This is a genomic window from Pseudoalteromonas shioyasakiensis, from assembly GCF_024518675.1.
In the GTDB taxonomy this organism is placed as follows: domain Bacteria; phylum Pseudomonadota; class Gammaproteobacteria; order Enterobacterales; family Alteromonadaceae; genus Pseudoalteromonas; species Pseudoalteromonas shioyasakiensis_B.
On sequence record NZ_JANIGL010000002.1, the window covers coordinates 545866 to 567876 of the forward strand.

At 40.6% G+C, this 22011-nt stretch carries 19 protein-coding genes and 1 pseudogene; 7 read left to right on the top strand and 13 right to left on the bottom strand.

The genetic code is table 11. The annotated features are described in order from the left end of the window. The 5 genes from NQT69_RS08385 to NQT69_RS08405 all read right to left on the bottom strand — a co-directional run bounded on the left by NQT69_RS08385 (position 1) and on the right by NQT69_RS08405 (position 6370). Positions 1-1218: a BCCT family transporter gene (locus NQT69_RS08385; RefSeq protein WP_256827193.1), complete on the bottom strand. Its 1218-nt coding sequence runs from the start codon at positions 1216-1218 to the stop codon at positions 1-3. Positions 1219-1354: 136 nt separating this feature from the next. Beyond that, on the bottom strand, positions 1355-3025 hold the full coding sequence (gene betA / locus NQT69_RS08390; RefSeq protein ID WP_256827194.1) for a choline dehydrogenase: 1671 nt from the start codon (positions 3023-3025) through the stop codon (positions 1355-1357). After that, complete coding sequence (gene betB, locus NQT69_RS08395) at positions 3025-4488, bottom strand: betaine-aldehyde dehydrogenase (protein ID WP_256827196.1); 1464 nt, start codon at positions 4486-4488, stop codon at positions 3025-3027. The genes betA and betB overlap by 1 nt, the downstream gene beginning before the upstream one ends. Before the next feature lies 1 nt (position 4489). After that, positions 4490-5080 (bottom strand): transcriptional regulator BetI, encoded by a 591-nt coding sequence (gene betI / locus NQT69_RS08400; RefSeq protein ID WP_256827197.1) that lies wholly within the window; start codon positions 5078-5080, stop codon positions 4490-4492. Positions 5081-5380: 300 nt separating this feature from the next. Then, the gene (locus tag NQT69_RS08405) at positions 5381-6370 is read right to left on the bottom strand and encodes a zinc-dependent alcohol dehydrogenase family protein (protein WP_256827198.1); all 990 of its coding nucleotides are present in this window, start codon (positions 6368-6370) and stop codon (positions 5381-5383) included. A gap of 100 nt (positions 6371-6470) precedes the next feature. Here NQT69_RS08405 and NQT69_RS08410 point away from each other — a divergent pair, with 100 nt between their 5' ends. After that, entirely contained in the window at positions 6471-7376 is a 906-nt protein-coding gene (locus NQT69_RS08410; protein ID WP_256827199.1) for a LysR family transcriptional regulator, read from the top strand. 2 nt (positions 7377-7378) lie between these two features. Here NQT69_RS08410 and NQT69_RS08415 read toward each other — a convergent pair. Together NQT69_RS08415 and NQT69_RS08420 are read right to left on the bottom strand one after the other, a co-directional pair. Then, positions 7379-8190: pseudogene (locus NQT69_RS08415) on the bottom strand (SDR family NAD(P)-dependent oxidoreductase). Continuing rightward, on the bottom strand, positions 8183-9166 hold the full coding sequence (locus tag NQT69_RS08420) for an LLM class oxidoreductase (protein ID WP_256827200.1): 984 nt from the start codon (positions 9164-9166) through the stop codon (positions 8183-8185). The pseudogene NQT69_RS08415 and the gene NQT69_RS08420 overlap by 8 nt, the downstream one beginning before the upstream one ends. A gap of 185 nt (positions 9167-9351) precedes the next feature. Between NQT69_RS08420 and NQT69_RS08425 the strand changes: the two genes are divergently transcribed. Then, the gene (locus NQT69_RS08425) at positions 9352-11499 is read left to right on the top strand and encodes an exonuclease domain-containing protein (protein ID WP_256827202.1); all 2148 of its coding nucleotides are present in this window, start codon (positions 9352-9354) and stop codon (positions 11497-11499) included. A gap of 23 nt (positions 11500-11522) precedes the next feature. Here the strand turns inward: NQT69_RS08425 and NQT69_RS08430 are convergent, their stop codons facing one another. Beyond that, positions 11523-12707: a GGDEF domain-containing protein gene (locus NQT69_RS08430; protein ID WP_256827203.1), complete on the bottom strand. Its 1185-nt coding sequence runs from the start codon at positions 12705-12707 to the stop codon at positions 11523-11525. 833 nt (positions 12708-13540) lie between these two features. On the opposite strand from NQT69_RS08430, the gene NQT69_RS08435 reads away from it, so the two are divergent. Beyond that, on the top strand, positions 13541-14320 hold the full coding sequence (locus NQT69_RS08435) for a DUF2189 domain-containing protein (RefSeq protein WP_256827204.1): 780 nt from the start codon (positions 13541-13543) through the stop codon (positions 14318-14320). 147 nt (positions 14321-14467) lie between these two features. On the opposite strand, the gene NQT69_RS08440 is transcribed toward NQT69_RS08435, so the two are convergent. Beyond that, positions 14468-15835, bottom strand: coding sequence for an alkaline phosphatase PhoX (locus tag NQT69_RS08440; protein WP_256827205.1), 1368 nt, complete (start codon positions 15833-15835; stop codon positions 14468-14470). Between the two features lie 298 nt (positions 15836-16133). On the opposite strand from NQT69_RS08440, the gene dps reads away from it, so the two are divergent. After that, complete coding sequence (dps, locus tag NQT69_RS08445) at positions 16134-16646, top strand: DNA starvation/stationary phase protection protein Dps (protein ID WP_192542686.1); 513 nt, start codon at positions 16134-16136, stop codon at positions 16644-16646. Positions 16647-16693: 47 nt separating this feature from the next. Here the strand turns inward: dps and NQT69_RS08450 are convergent, their stop codons facing one another. After that, a complete protein-coding gene (locus NQT69_RS08450; protein ID WP_256827207.1) occupies positions 16694-17143 on the bottom strand; it encodes an Lrp/AsnC family transcriptional regulator in 450 nt (149 codons plus the stop codon). Between the two features lie 97 nt (positions 17144-17240). Between NQT69_RS08450 and NQT69_RS08455 the strand changes: the two genes are divergently transcribed. Together NQT69_RS08455 and NQT69_RS08460 are read left to right on the top strand one after the other, a co-directional pair. Continuing rightward, positions 17241-17834: a LysE family translocator gene (locus NQT69_RS08455; RefSeq protein ID WP_256827208.1), complete on the top strand. Its 594-nt coding sequence runs from the start codon at positions 17241-17243 to the stop codon at positions 17832-17834. A 472-nt stretch (positions 17835-18306) separates the two neighbouring features. Next, positions 18307-19032: a HugZ family pyridoxamine 5'-phosphate oxidase gene (locus NQT69_RS08460; protein ID WP_256827209.1), complete on the top strand. Its 726-nt coding sequence runs from the start codon at positions 18307-18309 to the stop codon at positions 19030-19032. Between the two features lie 64 nt (positions 19033-19096). On the opposite strand, the gene NQT69_RS08465 is transcribed toward NQT69_RS08460, so the two are convergent. Beyond that, a complete protein-coding gene (locus NQT69_RS08465; protein ID WP_256827210.1) occupies positions 19097-19774 on the bottom strand; it encodes a glutathione S-transferase family protein in 678 nt (225 codons plus the stop codon). Positions 19775-19851: 77 nt separating this feature from the next. Next, positions 19852-20187, bottom strand: coding sequence for a zinc ribbon domain-containing protein YjdM (locus tag NQT69_RS08470; RefSeq protein ID WP_256827211.1), 336 nt, complete (start codon positions 20185-20187; stop codon positions 19852-19854). Positions 20188-20331: 144 nt separating this feature from the next. Here NQT69_RS08470 and NQT69_RS08475 point away from each other — a divergent pair, with 144 nt between their 5' ends. Continuing rightward, complete coding sequence (locus NQT69_RS08475; protein ID WP_256827212.1) at positions 20332-21681, top strand: MFS transporter; 1350 nt, start codon at positions 20332-20334, stop codon at positions 21679-21681. Positions 21682-21720: 39 nt separating this feature from the next. Here NQT69_RS08475 and NQT69_RS08480 read toward each other — a convergent pair whose 3' ends face one another. After that, a complete protein-coding gene (locus NQT69_RS08480) occupies positions 21721-21969 on the bottom strand; it encodes a hypothetical protein (RefSeq protein ID WP_256827213.1) in 249 nt (82 codons plus the stop codon). Positions 21970-22011 lie beyond the last annotated feature (42 nt).

Consider the following 22011-nt stretch of genomic DNA (forward strand, 5'->3'; position numbering starts at 1 on the left):
TTAGCTTACTGATTCAATTTTGGTGTAGTCAATTTTGTTATCTTTTGGCGAACTATCAATGTTGCTCACTGTTTTAAATTTGCTATAAGCAATAAATGCAGCGCAACCAAAGAACAAGCCAATTACCAGCGCCCCAACCCATTGTATTTGTAAAAAGTTTAGTTTAAATAGCAGAGTTAACAACGAAAGCGCTACAACATTAAGTGCAATATAGTTAAATTTACCTAAGCGCTTAACAGTCATATTTAGGTTGTCAGTGTACAAACGAATGAGTGAATCCAGCGAGTTGATGACAAATACAACCCCGACAAACACCATGGCAATATTTTTAATTCCCTCAGTCGGTATACCTGCTTCGTGATATTGATAAAGCACGCTAAACCAAATGGCTATTGGGATTGAAGGGAAAATTAACATCGCGCCAAGCACTTGATAGGTCTTTAATCCACCGACAAAACGTGAGGTAAACTGGCCAATCATGATGCTCCAAGCAAACCACCAAAATAAGTAAAACTCATGATAATCATTAAGCGGTAAAACAAACTCATTGATGTTGCCAAAATAATTTCCGATTAAGGCAATATTATTTGTAAAGTCAGAAACCTGCCCGTTTTCACCCATGAATGCGCCAAACCACATAAAAGCAATTAGAGCAATAAACAACCAAGTAGTTGAAATACTTAAAAAGCGCACGTACTTAATATCTGTGCTTGAATACACAGCAAAGCAAATTGCGGCAAAAACAATCAGATAAAACGAAGGAATAATCGACTCGCCATCACCTAAACCCGGTAAATACCAAGGTAAGTTAGACAGCAATAAAAAAGCAGTAAATGCACAAGTACCAATAATTACAACATTATTGATTAATTTAACCCACGGAATTTCGAAAAACTTCACTTTGGGTTCTATTACACAGAAATAAAAGCACGTAAGGAAATAAAATCCCCAGATCAGAAAGCCCCAATATCCAAACTCTATGGCTAAAGGATTGGCAAACGCATACTCTGGGCTTGCTTTTATGTCTGCATAACCTGCAAACTCAGTCAGTGGAAACATAATCAAGCCAACGTCTAAGCCTGATGTAAATAAAATAGCAATAAAGGTAAATGTTCTAACAGGTGTAACGCCTACACATTGAACATTTCCCCATTTTACTAATATTGCGATAATTGCTAGTAGGGTAAAAATAATGCCAGCACTAAGCCATAAGGTCATAATTTCCTCCCCAAAATAAATGATAATACGTCATTTTTTCTCCGTGTGTTTTAGCCTCGCATTAACGCACTACAAACAACTTATAGTGCGCGCCACTGCAAGCCCCACAGCACAGAATATGCTGCAGGTGGCATTATTAAATCTCCGAACTACGCTGCTTTGTTTGCCATTGTGAATCGATGGCAACCGCTGCATGCGATTTACTAAGTGGTGGCTTACCTAAAATTAAGTCAGCCGCTTTTTCTGCCACCATAATGGTTGGCGCATTTAAATTACCGTTTGGTATCGTTGGGAAGATTGACGAATCAACTACACGTAGCCCTTCCATACCATGAACTTGCGTGTTTGAATTAACCACAGCTAGTTCATCTTCTCCCATTTTGCATGAACATGACGGGTGATAAGCACTTTCTACCGCTTGGCGCACAAAGGCATCTATTTGCCCATCAGTTTGCACGTCTTTACCTGGCTGAATTTCATCATCGCGGTAATCATCAAACGCGCTTTGCTCAATGATTTCACGAGTTAAGCGTACGCACGCTCTAAACCCTTCAATATCATCTTGATGCTGTAAGTAGTTAAATTGAATTTTCGGTGCAACTTTGGGATCTGCCGATTGTATAATTACACTGCCGCGACTTTTCGGCTTGTTATGACCCACATGCACTTGGAAACCGTGGCCTGCAAACGCGCTTTTGCCATCATAGCGAATAGCGGCCGGTAAAAAGTGGTATTGAATATCAGGCCATTCAACGCCAGCTTTTGAACGAATAAACGCACACGATTCAAAGTGATTAGTCGCACCAAGGCCGCTTCGGTTTAATAACCAACGAGCACCAATCAGACCTTTTGAAATAAGCCCAAGCTTGCCGTTTAAAGTAATGGGTTGCTTACACTTGTATTGAAAATAAAACTCCAAATGATCTTGCAAGTTCTGACCAACACCTGGTAGATGGTGCTTAACTTCAATGCCTGCTGTAGCCAGCGTTTCGCTGTCGCCAATTCCTGAAAGTTGTAACAAGTGTGGTGAGCCGATAGGCCCTGCACTCAATACAACTTCTTTATCAGCATAGGCCTGCTGCTTTTGACCATTGATACTGTATTCAACACCGGTGGCTTTTTTACCTTCAAGCAATACTTTTTCGGCTAATGCGCCAGTCACAATAGTTAAGTTACTACGTGATTTTACTGGGTCTAAATACTCACGGCTTGCCGAGCTGCGCACACCGTCTTTAACGGTCATATGCATCGGGCCAAAACCTTCTTGTTGCCCTGCATTGTAGTCGTCAGTAGCTGCGTAACCTGCTTGCTGGCCGGCATTTATAAAGGCTTTATACAGCGGGTTGGCCATTTCATTGCCGTTATTGACACCCAAGGGGCCGTTATCGCCTCGGTAATCATTTTTACCTAAATAAAAGGTTTCCGCTTTTTGGAAATACGGCAAGCATGACTGGTAATCCCAACCCTGTGCACCATGTTGTTGCCATTCGTCAAAATCTTTTGCATGGCCACGTACGTAAACCATGCCGTTAATTGACGACGAGCCACCTAACACTTTACCCCGAGGACAATGCATTTCGCGGTTATCTAAATAAGGTTCCGCTTGAGTATGAAACTGCCATGCGTATTTATCCGTATTCATCGGAATTGAAAGCGCTGTAGGCATTTTAATAAAAATGCTTTTATCACTGCCGCCAGTTTCTAATAGCAACACGCGGTTGCTGCTATCTTCTGATAATCGATTCGCCAGTACACACCCTGCTGAGCCTGCACCAACTATGATGTAATCATATGTTTGTGCAGTCATTAGAATGGGCTCTCTATATCAGTCATACCAACATAAATTGATTTAGTTTGAGTGTAGTGATCAAGTGTTTCGATACCGTTTTCACGGCCTATACCCGATTGCTTATAACCGCCTACAGGCATTTCTGCAGGTGAATTGCCATAGCTATTTATCCAGCAAATACCCGCTTGTAATTGATGAATAACACGGTGCGCACGTTTAATGTCTTTGGTAAATACACCCGCTGCTAAACCAAGGTGGGTATCGTTAGCACGACGAATTGCATCGTCTTCATCATCAAACACCAGCACGCTCATTACAGGGCCAAAAATCTCTTCTTTAACGATAGTCATGTCGTCAGTGCAGTCTGTGAAAACCGTAGGCGCAACAAAATAACCATTAGGTGCAGAATCCGGCTGCAGTGCTTTACCACCCGTGAGCAGTGTTGCGCCCTCAGAAACCCCTTTATCAATGTAACCCATTACTAACTGTTGATGGTTCTTTGAAATTAGCGCGCCTAAGTTCACGTTTGGATCCATCGGATCGCCAGCAATAATGTTTTGTTCAGTGCGCGTTTTAAGTTCATCAATAAATTGCTGATACACGTTCTTATGTACATAAATACGTGTGCAGTTAGTGCAAATTTCGCCTTGAGTATAAAAATTACCCAGCATTGCCGCACTCACCGCTTGCGAAATATCAGCATCATCAAATACTAATAATGGCGACTTGCCACCCAACTCCATGGTCACATCTTTTAGCGAGCCTGCGGCACTAGCCACCACTTTTTTACCTGTGCCGACTTCACCAGTAAACGATACTTTTTCGATATCAGGGCTTTGTGTTAACCATTGGCCTACCTCAGCCGCGCCTTGTACAACATTAAACACGCCCGCAGGTACGCCCGCTTCAATAAAAATTTCAGCAAGTTTAATTGCGCCAAGTGGCGTTTCTTCTGAAGGTTTAAAAATAAGTGCGTTACCGGCAGCCAGTGCAGGCCCTGATTTCCAACACGCTATTTGCAGTGGGTAGTTCCATGCGCCAATTCCCGCACAAATCCCTAATGGCTCTTTACGCGTGTAGTAAAAGTCTTCACCAACCATTTGTTGTTGGCCAACTTGCGCAGGGGCAAGACCTGCAAAATATTCAATAACATCAGCGCCGGTTTGTACATCAACGCACTCAGCTTCTTGCCAAGGTTTACCTGTATCGAGTACTTCAATTTTTGCTAATTCATCGTTGCGTGCGCGTAGTAATTCAACGGCTTTTAATAAAATACGGCTACGCTCGATAGGTGTCATTGCTGACCAAGTTGCAAAACCTTGTTTTGCACTTTCAATGGCTGCATTTTGTACAAATGCATCAGCGATTTCTACATGGTAAATTACTTCATCTGTGGCAGGATTTTTAACAGCGAAAGTGTCGCCGCTTTGATTCTTTAAAAAATGACCGTTGATAAAATTTTGATAAACAGGCGTTGTCACATTAAGCTCCATACTGTTTGATAAGTGAATTTACATAGCCTTTGGCTAATTGCTCGCAATGTTCAAATTGATCTTCGTCAGACTTACTCAATACCGCCCTTAACCATAGTCCATCGATCATGGCAGCGCATAGTTCTGCAGCAAGTTTAGCGTCTGCTTCACTCATGAGTTGTTTAAACGAACTCATTAAATTACTAAAAAGGCGACGGCTATTAACATTTTGCAAACGATGCAATTGCGCATCATGCATTGATTGCGCCCAAAAACTTAACCACGTTTTAGTGGTATCGCTTTGCAATTGTAAGCGTGCAAAGTTTGCCTCAACGATAAACATTAACCGTTGCTCAGGCGTTGTAGTCGTTGTTACACGTTGAATTAGTTCACGCTTTAAGTTGGTTAATAAATAGCGCACAGTGGCTTCTATCAACCCCTGCTTACCACCAAAATAATGACTAATAATGCCTGACGACAAACCAGCTTTTTTACTAATAATGTTAATGGTTGTGCCTTGTAAGCCAAGCTCAGCAACCGACTCAATCGTGGCGTCAATTAGCTGCTGACGACGGACAGGTTCCATTCCAACTTTCGGCATAATTTTTATTAATTGAACGTTCAATAAAAATAAAGGTTAGAGTAAGTGAACTGATAATTCAAGGTTGACAAACTGTGAACAGTTAAACCTAGGCTTGCAAAATATACGCTAAGTGGTTGTATTGGCTTTTATAAAGTGGAGTCGAAAAAAGTTGTAAAAAATATTAAATTAATCGATAAATTGGCGGGAAAAAACGAAATAATCAACGAAACGATGGTTTTAAATTTACTAAAACCATCGCTATAAGGGCTATTTTAAGGAACCAGTCTATCCCCTAAAATGTGTTGTAGCTAAAAATCATTAAACATCAATAACAACTTTGCCTAGCGCTTTACCACTGGCTAGGTGATCGTGTGCTTTACCCACTAATTCTAGGCTGAATTCGTTAGCATCAACAATCGGAGTCAATTCACCTGCATCAACAATTTTGGCAAGTTCAGTTAAAATATCACCATGTTGTTGACGCTTAAAGTTATGCAACATCGGAATCAGCATGAACACAACATGTAATGACAGCCCTTTAAAGTGTGCAGGCGTCAAATCTAAATCAAGCATGGCAACTGTGGTAGCAATTTGCCCATTTAGCGCAGCAGCTTCAAAAGAGTTGCTGATATTAGCGCCACCGACTGAATCAAATACAACGTCAAAACCATTGCCTTGAGTGTGCTTGGCAACATAATCTGCAACTTGTTCAGTTCGGTAATTAATAGCCGTTGCGCCTAGCTTTTCCATTAATTTAAATTGCGAGTCAGCGCCGACCGTAGTAAATACGTTAGCACCAAAGTGTTTAGCTAGTTGTAAAGCAATATGCCCAACGCCGCCAGCACCACCATGAACAAGAACGTTTTGACCTTTACTTACACCAGCACGAACTAAACCTTCATAGGCGGTAATTCCTACCAATGGGATTGCAGCAGCTTCACGCATAGAGAGAGTTTTAGGTTTATGAGCAATTAATCTTTCATCGGCAAGCATATGTTGCGCAAGCGCGCCTTGTAAATCCGCTAATCCACCAGCACAACCGTAGACTTCGTCACCTACAGCAAACTTAGTAACACCTTCGCCTACTTCGGTAATTGTGCCAGCAAAGTCCATTCCCAGTACACCCGGTAATGCCGGAGATAATGGTGCAAGTGCTTCACCCATTTCACGGATCATCATATCAACCGTATTTACACTGGTAGCGGCTACTTCAATCACAACGTGACCGGCTTTAACTTGTGGGTTTGCAATCTCTGCAGCAGTAAAAACATCACTGTTACCAAATTCATTAATTATCATTGCTTTCATGTTGAACACCTCTTTATTGTCAGTGCTTAAAAGTATATTTACATATGATTACTTTGATAATATAGTTTTTATAACAATCAGTTTTTAGATTTCATTGATAATGAACATAGATCACCTTGCCTTATTTGTACGTTTAGCCACCACCCATAATATTAGTATGGCTGGCAAAGAGCTTGGCCTATCAGCTGCGGTTTCAAGCACTTATATTAATAAATTAGAAGAATCTTTGGGCGTAAAGCTGGTGCACAGAACCACCCGAAAAGTCTCTTTAAGTGAAGAAGGTCAAGCATTTTTGCCTCATGCAGAAGAAGTATTGGCAAACGTTGCTTTAGCCCGTGCCTCAGTTGGCTCAGGAAGTTTAATCCCGCAAGGGAAGTTAAGAGTGACCGCGCCAGCATCGTTTGGCCGAATGCATATAATCCCAGCATTAAATGATTTTTTAACTCGCTATCCCGATCTCACATTAGATTTACGGCTCAACGATAGTATAGTAGACATGGTTGAAGGTGGATTTGATATTGCTATCAGAGATGCGGCTCTGGCTGATTCAAGTCTTATTGCGAAAAAGTTAGCCCGTGATAAACGCATTATTTGTGCTTCGCCTGCTTATTTAAAAAAGTATTCACAGCCTCAGACCCCCGAGCAATTAAGCCAACATAAATGCGTAAACTTACATGGTTTAGATACCTGGCAATTTACAGTGGATAATAAACCGCAAAGTATAAAAACCAATACAGTTTTATTTGCAGATAATGGTGAAGCAGTGAGAGATGCATGCGCACAAGGCATTGGTATTACACTTATGTCAACGTGGTGCGCATACGAAAAACTAAAATCCGGCGAGCTGGTGCAGATATTAGAAGATCATCCGCTGATTTCTCACACTGCTATTTGGGCAGTCTACCCTAGCGCAAGGCTACTTGCGCCAAAAGTAAGAGCATTTATTGATTACTTCAGCGAGTATTATGGCCAAACCCCGTATTGGGAAAGCAAAACTGATCGCTAATATTAACTAAGCGCTTTGGTTGCTAATATTTGCTCTAATGTGGCCACTAGCTTAGCGGTTAACTCAGGCTTTAATGCATCACTGTGTGGCTTAGCAAACTGACCTATATCGTTGTCATAATATAAGCCATTCGCACTTGCGAACTCCTCTGAAAGCGCAGCTTTCATTAATACATCGGCCCCTATTTGCACATCTGAGCCCGCGACCCCATACGCTTGTTTTACCATTTTACTGCCTAAAAATGATTTAGGGTTGACCGCTACAACCATCGGCCCTTTACCTTCGAGGCTAAGCGCCATATCTCGTGACCACATAGTTAATGCTAACTTACTTTTAGCGTAAACGGTTGTATCAGAAAGCGTGCTAGGCTGACTGAGCTCTTGTGCTAATAACGAACTTTGCGCTGCTGACGATAAGTTAACCACGCGGCTATGTGACGTTAGAATAGTGAGCAAACGTTTTGTCAGCAAATATGGTGCAATAGTATTAACCACAAAACGAATATCCAATGTTTCATTGGAACCGTATTTGGCATAACATAAACACCAGCATTATTAATTAAAACATCTAACGATTTGTATTTAGCGATGATGTTATCGGCTAAGGTTGCCACATTTTGCAGTAGTGATAGATCAGCTAGAAATGTGTCTACCGTCGCATCCGGCATCAAAGTTAATAACTGCGCTTTCGCCGCGGCTAATTTTTCCTCACTTCGACCATGTAATAATACTGTATAGCCTTGTAAAACCAGTGATTTTGCACAGGCTAAGCCAATGCCATCTGTTGCCCCTGTAATTAAGATAGTTTTATTCATAATGATTGTTCCTAAAGTGAGGTAAAACATTTTCTGCTAATAAGTGCAGGGTATCGGTTATATCGGCTTGATTAAAGCGTAAATTCAACGCCACGTGATTAACTCCGGCTTGCTCCAATTGCATTAAATAGTTAACGAGGTACTCGGTTGAAGCTCTAAACCCTAAATGCAAAGGTGAAGGTGAAGGTGCTTCATTATCACCAGCTAAATCGAAATATAGCGGCTGCATCACAGGTTGTGGACCGCGGCCAAGCGCTGCCAATTGTTGCTGCCAAGTACCAATTAACTGCCGCTGTAGCTCAACCTTATGAGGGTATAACATACGGCCATCAGCATGCTGTGCAATCCACTCATCACTTTGCTGGCTTTGCCCTGTGATAAGTAAGGGTATTTTGCCAGATGTCGCTTTTGGCAGCATATCGATTTCCCCATTAAACTGACCATAGTCGCTTTTAAACACCGGGTTTGACGTCTGCATCTGGCGGATATAGTCAACACTTTGCGCAAAGCGCTCGCCGCGATTTTCATACTGTAACTGCATTGCTGGATACTCTTGTGGTCTATCTCCAGATGCAACTCCGAGCAACAGCCTACCTTGTGAAAGCACATCAACGCTCGCCGCCGACTTGGCAACATGAGCAGGATGACGCAGTGGTAATACAATACTCGCCACTCCTAACGCAATTTCGCTTGTTTGAGCCGCTAAAAACCCCAGATAAGTAAAGGGGTCAAATAATTGTCCAGCATCGCCAAATGAAGGAACATTAAATGGCACATCCCTTAGCCACACAGCAGAAAAACCAAGTTTTTCTGCTAGTTTAACGCGCTCAAGGTGATGCCTCATGGATGGACTATTCTGCGTTGGGTAACTTTCAATTGGCACAACTAAACCCACACTCAAGGAGCCCAACTTAAATACACTGTTATATCCTTTATTTAAGGTTTGAAATTGTGGTTGCTGTGAATTGTGAGCCATAACTACCCTAAAAAATATGAGTCTAAAATATAGGGCAATAGTGTAATTACTCAGCTATAGATTGATAATAACGAAAATAAACGAATCAGTTTATAGCTAGCATTGATAATCAATGACCTTATTGAAAGTTATTTAAAAATACTGGATACTGTTTTTTTATACAGCAATTACAAGTGGTAAAAGTTTTGAAAAAAGAGCTGCCTGCAAAGTATTATTTAGCCCACTTTAAAGAGCTAATAACTTTTATCGAGTCTCAATGTAGACACCTATTAGAACAGCACCACATTGAATTTATTTACAAAGTGAACCTTTTGAGTGAACAAGGGCAGTGTATGCTCGCGCGTATATTTTCACGTAAACCTGAATTAGTAACGATAGCGAGTCTTAACTACGATGAAATAGCCAACCCTGTACAAGCACTCGACGAATTAATAGAGACTGAGCTTACAAGTCACCCCAATGCACGTCACTACCAACAGGTACTTGCTCATTTAACCAAGCCTGCCCTACTTGCGCTACTAGCTCCTTTTGACGCGCAGCTAAGTATAAAAAAAAGCGCCACAAAAGCACAATTAGTAGCACAAGCCTGCGATTTTTTTGCCAATAAACTTGAGTATTTAACCCCTGTATATAATCAATTTATTATTAATAATAGAGCCGATATATATGAATACTTTGAATTTTTATACATCGGCCGGTTAAGCAGTGGTGATATCAATCACCAAAATAGTTTTGTCCTACGTGATTTAGGTGTTAGAGCAACCAGACAAAGCCATAACCAAAGCTTAGCGCGTTTCGACACTTTCGATGAAGCCAAATCAAACTATGCGTTAAACCGCTTTCGCTTAGCATTTAAAAGAGCACAAACTGATGACGACTATCACGATTTAGCTCACAACGTAATTGCACAACAAGCACAAGGCACACTGGCAATAAACCTTAAAAACAAGCTATTGCTCAGGCTCTATCAGCAACTAAAAAAAACAGATGAAATATTCAGTTTTAATATATTAAACGCCTGTGAAAACAGCCCTGAAGCCACAGAAATACAATTACGTGAACAGTATCGTCAAGGTAATAAAGACTGGGTAAAAGCCAAACTTGAAGAGATCATCGAAGATCCACTGACCGATGATCTACTCTATTTTGCTGATGATTTTCTGATGCGTAAGTTTAATAAACAAACCCGCTCTCGCTTAAGTGCAATGCTTGCGGATACACAGTGTGTAATCGAAATAGATGAAGTTTACCGCGGTGATGTAGAGCAAGGCGTTGCCGAGCATTACACAAAGCAAGGACTGCGCGTATTTTATACAGAAAACACCCTATGGCAGAGCCTGTTTGGCCTCGTATTCTGGTACGAACTTTACGTTGAAACTCCTCACCCACCGTGTAACGAGTTTGATTTATTTCCACACGTTTTACGCACTAACAGCTTTTATCACACGCAACACGGGCAGATTGATGCACTACTGGCGCAGTGGCACACAACTGATGATTTACTAAAGCATGTATGCAAAAACGCAGCGCGCTATTTTGATCAAGCAAATGGCCTATTTCGTTGGCATAGCGAGCTGTTAAAACCACTAGAAGTACTGATTTTGAATACCTCTTTAACATCACTAAAAAATCATTTGAAAAATATGACAATGCGCTTTTTAGAACTTAAAGACGGTTACCCTGATTTAATGGTTTTAAAAAATAACACAGCTCATTTTGAAGAGGTAAAAGCACCGGGTGATAAACTCAGACGTAATCAGCTAACCACCATCGACACCCTAAAAAAATCAGGATTCGATGTACACATTGCAGCGGTAAATTGGGTTAATGATCCAAACCGTATCTACAGCGTGGTCGATATTGAAACCACAGGAAGCTTAAAAGGCGGCAACAGGATCACTGAAATTGGCCTAGTTAAAATGCAGAATGGCAAGGTTATCGAAACCTGGTCAACATTGATTAACCCGCAAATGCGTATTCCTAAATTTATTGTCTCCTTGACCGGTATTACCGATGCCATGGTAGCCTCTGCACCTAGCTTTAAGCAAATTGCCGATACCTTAGTGAATAAGTTACAAGGCAGTATTTTTGTCGCTCATAATGTCAATTTTGATTACGGCTTTATTCGTAAAGAGTGTGAAATGGCGGGCATTAGTTTTAAAATGCCCAAGCTGTGTACTGTGGTGGAATCGCGCAAAGCCTTCCCTGGCCTAAAATCATATTCACTGGGAAATTTATCCGCACATTTTGAGCTATCTCTGACCAATCATCACCGTGCACTGGCCGATGCAACTGCAACTGCTGAGCTATTGCTATTAATCCAATCTGAGTAACATTTAACTAAGATGGAAGCAGGTTACTGACTAACGTTATTGCGACCTTTCTTTTTAGCTCGATATAAAGCTAAATCAGCACTTTTTAAAGCCTGGTCAAAACTTTGCTTTGATGTTCGTTGAGCCACACCGATTGAAACAGTGACATTAACTGTTTTATAGTCATTGTTCTTCTTCGTATTTCTAGCAGATTTATCTGTTCGTTTTGGGTTACGGATGACCATATCATAATTAGCAATGCTTTGACGTAAGTTATCCAGTTCTGGTATCGCTTGTTCGACTGTTTTCCTTGGAAACACAATCGTAAACTCTTCTCCACCATAACGGTAAATTTTACCGCCACCACTAACCCCAGTCATTTTTGCAGCAACTAGCTTCAACACTTGATCGCCAATATCGTGACCATAGGTATCATTAAACTTTTTAAAATGATCAATATCGAGCATCGCCACGGTATACCTTCGGCCTAACGATAACGCTAACTGGTTTAGCGCTCTGCGTGTCGGTAGGCTAGTTAAATCATCTCGATAAGCCAAATAGTATGAATCTGTACTCACGGCAAATAAATAAAAAGATGACAACACCACAGCAATTACTGACCACGGTAGAGCAACTATATTTAATTGGTTAAGACACCAAACAATAAGTGTAATCAATAATGCTGTAAGCGTAAGGTTATTTTGGCTTAAACTTCTCCATGTTAATAAAAGGCCAATGAAAACTAGAGGTATAGTGACTGCAATGTAGGGTAGCAACTTCAACCAAAAATCGGTCTGGGGTAATAGAAACTCAAAATTTTGGCTTAACTTCAACCAGGCAAAGGTCATTACACCACATAAAATAATAAAGATAAGCCGACTAATGCTGTGCACCGAAAGTAAATCACGATCTTTTATAATAGCTAATAACATTAATAAACTCGCCCCACAAAGGAGCAACCACTGTGCATCATCCATTAATGAATTTGAACTAAATTCTGGATAACTCTTTGCAGTCAAAAAAATCACCCAAAACGCGCATAAAATTGCTACTCGGCTTCTATTAAACTGAGCAGAAAATACGGCGGTGATCACAAGTAGCGGGTAGACAAGGTAACTAATCAGGGGAAGTTGCCCTTGCCATTGCGCCTGAAAGTAAATTAATAAAGCAAGTAAACACGCAACGCCACCAAGGCTCAAAAAAGTTGACTTTACCCCTTTTAACTTCACCTAACAGTACTCCAGAGTAGTTATATACAATTAGGGTATCATTGTATTGAAATAATTTTTTATTTCTACTTTTTAACTATACATTAAAATAAAAATAATTATTTATACTTATATTTATAAATACCTTTGCATTCTACTATTGTAAATTTAGGCATAAGCGTGAAACCCATTTTTTCTACCATGTTTAACCAAGGTATGCGCTAGCCTCCATTGCTATCACAGGAATCCAATGCATTAGCGCCTACCCAACGAAAAGACTCAGGTCGAATAAATACTGGCTGCGTAATACAGTGTTTGGTGATGAAACCGGTGGGGTATGCTCTAAATTAATAAAGGTATTATGTGGTGTAGTTACTTTGTCTTGGAAGCAAGAAAAGGCAGTAACTACAACTATAACCGCTATGACAGCTCAAATACACATGCATTTCATGCTCTGGCTGGTCATAGTAATTGTTTTGACTATCGAGATAATCTTCTAAGTGCTGAGTATGCACACAGTTTTGGTGTTCTTAATCGGGCAGGCAGAAAAGCGCACTCATGCAGCTAAAAAAGCTGTGTATAATAAAAATAAGCACATAAATCAGAGCTTCGCCTTTTTCAAACTTAACCTTCTACAACTATGAGTTGTGACTTTTCCTACATAGTTTAACCAATAAAACTCAGCCCAGAATGAAGGAAAAAACGTTGGTTAGCCGTTTAATCTAGCAAAAGTATTTTTATAACGGGAAAAATCCAGTAAAAATTAAACTAACCTTGAATATACTGCGCATAAATTGTAAACAGAGCAATTTTGTTCTAAACCTAAATAGTCGCTTTAATTAAGGAGTACTTTTATGCCGTCATCGAACACACTTGATAAACACACAGAGTTTGCACGTTGTTTAGAGTGCAATAAAGTAAGTACTTTTGCAGCGTTTCATTGGCTCGCTCTTGCTTTTAAAGACATGATGCAGGCGCCAATACTTAGCTTAATTTATGGGTTAATTTTTACAATTATCCCACTGGCCATTGTTTATAGTGCCGTCTATGCCGGCACCTATATTGTTATATTGCCTGCAACAGTCGCGTTTGCCCTAATAGGCCCTGCATTTGCAGTGGGTTTATATGATGTTGCATGGGAGCTTGAAAAAGGTCACTCCCCTACATTATTGCATTCATTAAAATCAATGTTCAGAAACCCAGTTGGTGAATGGGGGTTTGCCGTACTACTTATGGTGATCATGATCATTTGGATGCGTCTTGCAGCTTTAGTGCATGCACTATACCCCAGTCATGCCAACCCTACGTTTGAAGAACTCTCAGCATTTTTAACCTTAGGCAGCATCATTGGCGGAGTTTTATTGGTTAGTGTATTTGCGATTTCAGCATTTACGCCGCAAATTATGATGGAAAGACGGGTTGATATCATGACCGCTGTGATGTCATCGATGAATGCTGTTAAAACTAACTTCAGTGCTATGGTTGTATGGTCTGGTTGTATTTTTATATTAGTCGCTATCGGTTTTGTCACTGGCGCAACAGGCTTTATTGTCATTATGCCGCTACTTAGTTACGCCAGCTGGCATGGCTATATTGCGGTGATCAAAACTAAAAAATTACGTGGTTATGAATAGCTTTTTTGTAGCCAAATCAAAAAAGGCCCAGAATTTGGGCCTAGTTTATGTACGTAACCGAATAGATTAAAATTGATAACTTAACGAGATTCTATAATTTCTCAATTTCGTGCGTACTCAATTAAACTTACCCACACTTCACAATCATTAAAGTTTAAAGCTATCCCATGGGCCGGTAATTGCAAGTGTTCGTGTTGGCGTAAACACATTAACAAACAAAGTGTTACCATCTGGTGAAAAACACGCCCCGGCTAACTCAGTTTGAGTATTAAGGCGCGCAAAGTTATACACTTCACCTTTAGGTGTTACACCACGTAAATGGTTATCGACGATATCCGTGTATTGATCTTCACAGACGATTAAATGGCCGTTTGGTGCCACTGTTAAGTTATCACCAAAGTTATAAAGTGAACCATCGGTGCTTTCTACAAACAGTTGAATTTGCCCTGGAGCCGTTTGTTCTTTACTCGTGCCTTCAAACTGCGATGGCACATACTTCATGACTTGGCCAAGTTGCTTTTTACCGCCATTGGTACAACAAAAGTACAGTTCATTATCGCCCCAATGAATGCCCTCACCGCGAGCAAATAATGCCGCTCCTTGCTGGTATCCACGTAAACGTAAATCATCTTTCGGACTTTCAGGGTTATCTAAATCAACCCACTCAACATCCATGCTCTGGTGTAATGCCATATTAGCGCCAGCCCAATTTCGGGTATCAAATTGTGGCGTAGTTTTTATCACCATTGCTTGAAGTTGGCCGCCTTTGTGTAATTTACCGTACTCATTAGGAATGAAGCGATAAAATAAGCTGTCGCCTTTATCTTCAGTAAGGTAAACAATACCTGTTTTCGGATCTATCGCGGCAGCTTCATGGTTAAAGCGTCCCATCGCTTTTAATGGCTCAGGTTTCACTAAGCCTTTAGCATTTGCTGGGATTTCAAAAATATAACCGTGATCTTGGCCAAAACCATCGGCTTTAGTTAACGTTGTTTCTTCACAGGTAAGCCAAGTTCCCCACGGCGTAATACCACCAGAACAATTTCGAATAGTGCCAATTAGAGATAAGTACTCTTGCTCTTTTTGACCTGTTTTAAGGTTATAGATAATATGGCTTGTGCCACCAGGCAAAGCCACACCATGTTCATTACTATCATAAGCTAACGGTGTTTTATGTGCTTGCGCGACAGTATCTGCTTTAGCCAAATCTGTCGGTTTTAGCTCATGGTTTCGAACCAAGGCAACCCTATCATCATCTAGCGCAAAACATCCCATGCTATCGGCTTTATCTGGCACAAATTGGCCGTCATCCATTTTCTCACCAAGCTCAGAGATCACCTTGTAACTAAACCCTGCAGGTAAATCTAAAAGCTTATTACTATCTGCAATCAACGGCCCATATGCAGGTAAATTACTGCCTAAATCAGTGACAGGGACTTTACCAAATGCACTACGAGATAACCCTACAAACGCAAGTGTGCCTGCACTAAATAAAAACTGCCTTCTGTTAATCATGTCTGCTCTATGTATAACTACTGATAAAATTTGCCAACATCATAAATTAAAATCAGCAACAAAAATGGGGCCAGCATGCAAATTCATAGAAATGTCATAATCTAGGCCGTGAATTATTTACAAAGCCATGCAGCTTTTTCATATTAACAACCAGCTAGCAACCTCTAAAAAACAATAAAACCATGATTTAAAAAGATATTTAAACAATCTAATTACGGCATGGCCATTGCTTTATCAAAGATATGCTCGCTTAGCGATATTTATCTCTAAGCACTTAGTTTTTAATTTAGGAGGAAGTATGAGTAATAGTAAAGTCGCTGAATTTACCGCCCCAGGCATGAATAGTGAATCTGCTGAGCAGACAATTGCCCAACTCGATAACCGCATGGTAGCGCTAATTGATTTACAACTTACCTTAAAACACATTCACTGGAATGTAGTCGGCCCTAGCTTTATTGGTGTACACGAAATGCTCGACCCGCAAGTGGCCGCAGTACAAGAAATGACCGACACTATCGCTGAACGTATTGCCACATTAGGTGGTGTTCCTGTAGGCACACCTAAGTCGATTGTTGATCGTCGCTCTTGGGAAGATTATTCGATTGGTAAAGGGTTAGTGAAAGATCACCTTGTTGCCCTTGATAAAGTATACAATGGTGTAAATGGCGATCACCGTAAAGCCCTTGAAAAACTATCAGAGCTTGACCCTGTCTCAGAAGATATGATCATCGCGCAACTTGCTGATCTTGAGCAATTTCAGTGGTTTGTACGTGCTCATATTGAATCATCAACTGGTGAATTACAAAGCTAAATCCTCTAGAAGCCTAAGTAATTAAATTACTTAGGCTTTTTTAGTTACTAAGCGCGCTCATCTTTAGGCGAGTCCATTACTATGTGTGATGTTATGGTTCGAACTTGTGCAATTGAGCCAAGCACATCAGCATGAAACGCTTTGTAAGATTTTATATCAGCTGTTTCTATTCTCAGTAAATACTCAAATGCGCCGGTAACGTTATGGCACTCTTTAACCTCTGGCACAAACTCTAATGCTTGCTCAAATGCTCGTTGAGAAGACGTCGAGTGCTCGCTTAAGCCTACTCCAACGTAAGCCACAAATCCAAGTCCCAGCGTTAGGTTATCAATAACCGCTCGGTATCCTTTGATCACTCCTGAGTTTTCAAGTTCCTGTACGCGACGTAAACAAGCCGACGCCGAGAGCCCGACTATTTCAGCCAACTCAGCATTCGCAATACGACCATTGCGCCTTAGCTCTTGCAATATTCTGTCGTTAATTCTGTCTTTTTTCATTTTTATTGCCAAATTAGAATTCAAAACAATTAATAAAGCGCGAAAGTTGCGCTAGTTACTACTTATAATTGCATAGTCATTTAATAAGGAGCAAGTTATGAATTTAGAGTTAGTTTCTGCGTTGGCTTTATTTGCCTTTGTATCTTCTGCCACGCCAGGTCCAAATAACCTTATGTTAATGAGCTCAGGGGCTAACTTTGGCTTTAAGCAAACCCTCCCTCATTTATTTGGCGTATCGCTAGGGTTTGCTATTATGTTGATACTCGTAGGTTTAGGCGTGTCGCAACTATTTGACCTGCTACCAATCAGCTATACTATTTTGCAAGTACTCTGTATTGGCTACTTATTTTATTTAGCGTTCAAAATTGCCACTAATACTTCACCCATAGGTGAAGCGCAAGTAAACAATAAACCGTTTAGCTTTACTCAAGCTGCATTATTTCAGTGGGTAAACCCCAAAGCATGGAGTATGGCGCTCAGTGCAATTAGCCTTTATGCCCCGAGTAAAACTCTTTTATCTGTGCTGTTAGTTGCACTAATATTTGGTTTAATAAATCTGCCCTGTGTAAGCTTGTGGATCCTACTTGGTCAAAAGCTACAAAGAGTATTAGCAAAACCAATTCGCCTACGTATTTTTAACGTTTTCATGGCCCTGCTATTAGTGCTCTCGGTGCTATTTAGTATGTTCTAAAGCACTAATAAGCATAAAGAAGCTGGGTAAATATCTAGCTTCTTTATATACTTAAACCTTGGGTTTATAAACCATCAACAACAAAGCAGGGAGCACAGTTAAGCTTACGATGGTGGATACGCCAATACCACATAGCACGAAACTCTCTTACTACGTCTCACGATACTCTTTAGGGCTCTCAGCTGGAACTTAGCGACTAAACCACAATATTGACAACTAGTGATTGCATTTCCAAAACTGTTAGGTATTTTTTACTTAAGTTCAAAGAGCTAATTGCACACTATTTACTGGGTCAAACATTAACAACTCGATATTAAAATTACAGCCTATGAGTAACAGGCAACTCACCGGTTTGCCAGAATGTGGCTACTATAATGCAAACCTTATAAAGCAAACAAGAATCATTTGCAAAACAGTGACTTTAGCAGCAAAATAGTGGCCAATAAAAAGCCATTAAACAACTGGAGTATGTATGCGGCAACAAGCCCTTTATGAGGCCAAACAATTAGTGTTTCAAAAAAGTAGCGGTGTTATGTCTACCCTTTCTCATAATTTAAGAGGCTACCCGTTTGGCTCTGTTGCCCCTTATATGTGTGACGAACAAGGACGTATTTACTTTTTTATTAGTGACATAGCGCAACACACTAAAAACTTAAACCACGATATGCGTATGAGTTTAACGGTTTTTGATGCAGCTGAACAAGGCGATCAAAACGAACATGGCCGAGTCACTATTGTCGGTGATGGTAGCTTAGTTAGCCAAGAGCATGCCGATAGCCTAATTAATAAGTACGTTACCTTATACCCAGAGGCACAAAGCTATCGCAATGCTCATGATTTTAACCTGTGGCAGTTAGATGCAATTCGCGTTCGTTATATAGGCGGCTTTGGTAAGATATTCTGGCTAGAGCAAAACGAATGGCTCCAATCAAGTAAACAGTGGGACGATGAACAAGAGCAAAGCATGATTGAGCACATGAATGCTGATCACCAAGATGCCATGAGCTTGATTTTAAAACAATACTATAACCTTGCTGACGCATCACCAATTATGAGCGGTTTATTACCGCAAGGCTTTTACCTACAAAGCCTAAAACGTAACTACTACATTGCATTTGATGAGCCATGCGACAGCCCATTGGCAGTACGTAAAGCACTGGTAAAAATGACGCAAGATGCTCGAGCCAGCGCAAGTTAAAGCTTAATTTGACAAACATACAAAAAGAAAAGTCAGATTAACTGACTTTTCCCTCATTTAACGACTAAACTTTAGGGTAATTTGATGGGAAAAAAGCACGCCGAGCTTGATCATCAAACTCTTTTTTAAAATCGATATCAGTGCCTACTTTACGCGCTCGCGTAACTGCAGGGCGGCTATCAATACTGGCAAACCAGCGCGCTATATTTGGGTACGGTGCTAGTCCTTCTTCGCCTAAAACAACCGTCGCCTTATCAATCCAACCCCAAGCAGATACATCAGCAATAGTAAATTCATCACCAACTATAAAGTCACGCCCTTCAAGGTGTGTATCTAGCACTTCATAATGGCGCTGTGCTTCACGTAGATAACGATTGATTGCATAATCTAGTTTTTCTGGGGCTGCATGTCTAAAATGTACCGACTGACCCGAATATGGTCCAAGTCCAGAGGCTATAAACATTAACCACGACAACATTTCTCCGCGTTCTTCTGGCTTGCCCGCTAGTTTTCCATATTTTTCTGATAAGTACATTAGAATAGCGTTTGAATCAAATACTCGTGTTTGTTCATCAACAATTGCTGGAGCTTTCGCATTGGGATTTATTGCTTTAAATTCTGGCGTATGTTGTTCGCCCTTTAACGTATCCAGTGGAACAACTTCATAAGATAATCCGCTCTCTTCCAAAAAAAGTGCAACCTTCATTGGGTTAGGTGTATGGTGAAAATAAAACTTAATCATGCTGAGCTCCTCAATAGTTGAATATTGATTAAAACACAACTTGAGCAGTCGTTCAAATAATAGTTAAAGCCAATTAATTAAGCTTTTTTAACAAATTTAGCGGTTACCATCATTTCACCCACGCCATCAACTTTGCAGTCTAATTGGTGGTCTTTGCTATCTTTGATCCAGCGGATCACTGCTTTAGTACCAATTTTAATTACTTGCGAGCTACCTTTAATTTTTAAATCTTTAACCACTGTGACTTTATCGCCTTCAGCCAAGAGGGTGCCGTTAGCATCTTTCACTGTAATTGCATCTTCGTCATTATTATCTGTAGGATCCCACTCGTGAGAACATTCGGGGCAAATAAACAAGCTTTGATCTTGATATACGTAGTCAGATTGACATTTCGGGCAAGCAGGTAACGACATAATGACACTCACATTTTTAACTAAATGGGTATGGTAATCGCTGAAGGTTTATTTGTCTATTTGCAGACATTCGCTGTTAAGCGCTTGGAAAACGGCTGTAGTTACTCTAGTATCTAAAAGTCAGGCCTTACTATTTGTATTTAAATGAAATCATTTCCTTCTCTTTATTTTGCTAACCTTTTTCTAATTAGTGGCACAGGTTTATTAACCACTTACCTAGCCCTTTACTTAGGGCAACATGGTACCTCCACTTTTTGGATAGGCTTAATGACTTCATGCTACTACCTTGGTTTATTACTCGGCGCCAAGTTAGGTTATCACTTAATCAAATCAGTGGGTCATATTCGTACTTTTGCCGCCAGCACTGCGGCCGTATTAGCTTGTGTTGCCGCTCATGGCGTTAGCGATAATATTTATATTTGGCTTGGCCTTAGGCTATTCGTGGGCCTGGGTATGATGTGCAATTTTATGGTGCTCGAAAGCTGGTTGAATGAACAAGCCGCTCCAGACTCTCGCGGTCGTGTGTTCTCGTTTTATATGATCACCTCTTATTTAGGAATGATTTTAGGGCAACTCGCATTGGCGCAATTCCCTGAGCTTGGTTATGCCCCGCTCTTTTTAGTTTGCATGGCACTAGCAATTGGCATTATTCCCATATCTATCACCCGAAGAATTCACCCAAAACCATTAAAGCCGATTAAAGTAAGCTTGTTTGATTACTTTAAAAAAGTACCACAATCATTAACCGCCATTCACTTTGCAGGTATAATAAACGGTAGCTTTTATGGCCTTGCCCCCACCTTTGCTAAAGCATCTGGGTTCGACTCAGCACAAATCGCCTTATTTATGTCGGCTACTATTTTGGCGGGGTTACTCGCCCAGTGGCCGATGGGAATGTTGTCTGACAGGATCAGACGAAGCGTACTCATACGTAGCAATGCTGTTGCCATTGGTGTTATTAGTCTGGTGTTATTTTTATTACCAGTAACGCAAACATCAGCCTATGTATTGACGTTTTTATTTGGCTTATTTGCATTTACTTTATACCCACTATCATCGGCGTTGGCTAATTCTCGAGTAGCAGATGAAGAGCGCGTTGGCGTATCATCAGCACTGTTAGTGGTCTTTGGTGCAGGAGCTGTACTGGGCTCAACAGGTAATGCGCAAATTATGACTTATTTTGGCCATCAAGCTTTATATGCATCAATTTCTCTGCTGACTATAGTGATGTATTTATTACTTACCTACATCAACTCTAAACAAAAAGTTGAGCAGCCTGATACCCGTGATTATGTCGTCGGCACTTCAGATGTAACCAATTCGCCACTTGCAGCAACTATGGACCCACGGATTGAAGAAACCACTGCCCATGACCAAATGCTGGTAGTCGATGATATTGATGAAGACACAAACTATGGCGAGTCAGATGAAAACGTAGAGGCTGATTTTTCTCAGCCTGATCAAGGTGAGTTATTTAAAGAAAAACAAAGGTAAGTATGTTACTCACCTTTTAATGCTAATTGTTGTGGTCAACTAATGGGGCTTTTTAGGCCCTCGGCGAACCAGTTCTTTGCCATTTTCAAACACTTCTTGAGTAACCCACCGGCCCATTAGTAGCTTATGATCATCATCCAGTACTGCGATAAATGGGCGACCATCGGTGTTACTAGTTGCTAATGCCAAACCAGCTACATTTTTAAGACCAAGACCACCGCCTTCGACTAAAATTAAAAATGCTTCAAGCTCTTCAAGGGTGTTAATTACATCATTATTGTTAATCATGCTACTTGCTCAATTACTATTTCAATATAGGTAGAATATCAG

What these genes read in the sequence shown, in the direction of transcription:
- NQT69_RS08385 (WP_256827193.1), bottom strand. Translation starts at nt 1,218, where the DNA reads ATGACCTTATGGCTTAGTGCTGGCATTATTTTTACCCTACTAGCAATT.
- betA (WP_256827194.1), bottom strand. Translation starts at nt 3,025, where the DNA reads ATGACTGCACAAACATATGATTACATCATAGTTGGTGCAGGCTCAGCA.
- betI (WP_256827197.1), bottom strand. Translation starts at nt 5,080, where the DNA reads ATGCCGAAAGTTGGAATGGAACCTGTCCGTCGTCAGCAGCTAATTGAC.
- NQT69_RS08405 (WP_256827198.1), bottom strand. Translation starts at nt 6,370, where the DNA reads ATGAAAGCAATGATAATTAATGAATTTGGTAACAGTGATGTTTTTACT.
- NQT69_RS08410 (WP_256827199.1), top strand. Translation starts at nt 6,471, where the DNA reads ATGAACATAGATCACCTTGCCTTATTTGTACGTTTAGCCACCACCCAT.
- NQT69_RS08420 (WP_256827200.1), bottom strand. Translation starts at nt 9,166, where the DNA reads ATGGCTCACAATTCACAGCAACCACAATTTCAAACCTTAAATAAAGGA.
- NQT69_RS08435 (WP_256827204.1), top strand. Translation starts at nt 13,541, where the DNA reads ATGCCGTCATCGAACACACTTGATAAACACACAGAGTTTGCACGTTGT.
- NQT69_RS08440 (WP_256827205.1), bottom strand. Translation starts at nt 15,835, where the DNA reads ATGATTAACAGAAGGCAGTTTTTATTTAGTGCAGGCACACTTGCGTTT.
- dps (WP_192542686.1), top strand. Translation starts at nt 16,134, where the DNA reads ATGAGTAATAGTAAAGTCGCTGAATTTACCGCCCCAGGCATGAATAGT.
- NQT69_RS08450 (WP_256827207.1), bottom strand. Translation starts at nt 17,143, where the DNA reads ATGAAAAAAGACAGAATTAACGACAGAATATTGCAAGAGCTAAGGCGC.
- NQT69_RS08455 (WP_256827208.1), top strand. Translation starts at nt 17,241, where the DNA reads ATGAATTTAGAGTTAGTTTCTGCGTTGGCTTTATTTGCCTTTGTATCT.
- NQT69_RS08460 (WP_256827209.1), top strand. Translation starts at nt 18,307, where the DNA reads ATGCGGCAACAAGCCCTTTATGAGGCCAAACAATTAGTGTTTCAAAAA.
- NQT69_RS08465 (WP_256827210.1), bottom strand. Translation starts at nt 19,774, where the DNA reads ATGATTAAGTTTTATTTTCACCATACACCTAACCCAATGAAGGTTGCA.
- NQT69_RS08470 (WP_256827211.1), bottom strand. Translation starts at nt 20,187, where the DNA reads ATGTCGTTACCTGCTTGCCCGAAATGTCAATCTGACTACGTATATCAA.
- NQT69_RS08475 (WP_256827212.1), top strand. Translation starts at nt 20,332, where the DNA reads ATGAAATCATTTCCTTCTCTTTATTTTGCTAACCTTTTTCTAATTAGT.
- NQT69_RS08480 (WP_256827213.1), bottom strand. Translation starts at nt 21,969, where the DNA reads ATGATTAACAATAATGATGTAATTAACACCCTTGAAGAGCTTGAAGCA.